At 62.9% G+C, this 1,303-nt stretch carries 1 protein-coding gene; it reads right to left on the bottom strand.

Annotation, left to right across the window (positions count from 1 at the left end; translation table 11 throughout):
• Positions 1-3 precede the first annotated feature (3 nt).
• Entirely contained in the window at positions 4-1,224 is a 1,221-nt protein-coding gene (locus R2N16_RS25390; RefSeq protein WP_316669811.1) for an ISL3 family transposase, read from the bottom strand.
• Positions 1,225-1,303 lie beyond the last annotated feature (79 nt).

Genomic DNA, 1,303 nt, shown 5'->3' with positions numbered 1-1,303 from the left:
GGTTCATCGAGTAATACCGGGGAACGCGGCGCGGATCTTGAGGAAGAAGTATTCCTCATCGCGGTACCCATAAGCCCGACGTTTGATGACCTTGATGGTGTTGTTGATGCCTTCGACGACGCTGGTGTTGAGGGGGTGACGGCAGCGGGCCAGAATCCCATGCCAGTAGCCTTGCAGGCGCTGGGCGAACAGTTGCAAAGCGGCGATCCCGCTTTGCCGCGCCTGCTCGAACCACTGCTCCCAGGCTTTTTGCGCCCAGGCAGGCTTGCGATAGAACCAGAGTCGTTTGAGTCCGTCGCGCAGCACATAGACGCACAACAGCGGCTGGTTGACGGCCAGTAGCTCCTTCAGGTGCACCGCCTGCTCGGGTTTCAGGTTGTGGCGGTTGCGCAGCAACAGCCACCGGCTGGACTTCAGAACTTTCCGGGCCGGCTTGTCATGCCGTAGTTGATTGGCCTGATCCACCCGCACCCGGTCGATCACCTCACGCCCATACTTGGCCACGACGTGGAACAAGTCGTAGACCACCTCGGCCTGCGGGCAATGCGCGTTGATCTCCAGCTCGTAGGCGGTCGTCATGTCGATCGCCACCGCCTCGATGCGCTGTGCAACGCCCTCGGGAAGCTGTTCGAAGAAGGCGCGGGCGGTCTCACGAGAGCGCCCCGGCCCGATCCAGAGCACCTGCCGGCCGATCGGATCAACCACCACCGTGGCATAGCGATGGCCTTTGTGGAGCGCGAACTCGTCCATCGCCAGATAACGGATGCGCGACCAGTCCGGTTCGGCCACACGCGCTCGCAAGCGCATCTTGTCGATCGATTTGACCGTGTGCCAGCCCAGGTCGTAGAACGCCGCCACCGCCTGTACGCTGCTCGACTGCAGCAGCTTCTCGCACGCCTCGGCGAATCGCTGCGTCACCCTCTGGTAGCGGCCCAGCCAGTCCAGCTTCTCCAGCCGCGGCCCTCCGCAACGCTCGCACCACACACGCCGGCGTGGAACGTGAAGCACCACCCGGTACTCGAAGAGCGGCAGATCACGGACCCGCCGAACTGTCGTCTCATGAATCTGCGAGCAACGCGCGCCGCACTGCTCACAGTGCATGACCTTGCCGACTGGCTTCAGATAGAGCGATAGCGTGCGGCTCTCGCCTTGCGGCCACTCCACCCGTTCCAGGCGGTAACCCTTCCAGCAGCCCAGCGCCTGCAGTGTCTTGCGATCCAGCATTCCGCCTCCGAACACTTGCCCTTGTCGGCGCCAGCATACGGAATGTGGAGATTCGGCCCACGGAATTCTTCGAAGAACC

Origin of the sequence: Ralstonia psammae, assembly GCF_958405935.1 — a bacterium.
GTDB lineage: Bacteria > Pseudomonadota > Gammaproteobacteria > Burkholderiales > Burkholderiaceae > Ralstonia > Ralstonia psammae.
Note: the sequence above shows the minus strand (reverse complement) of the source record. Positions and strands in the feature narration are given on the sequence as shown.

What these genes read in the sequence shown, in the direction of transcription:
- R2N16_RS25390 (WP_316669811.1), bottom strand. Translation starts at nt 1,224, where the DNA reads ATGCTGGATCGCAAGACACTGCAGGCGCTGGGCTGCTGGAAGGGTTAC.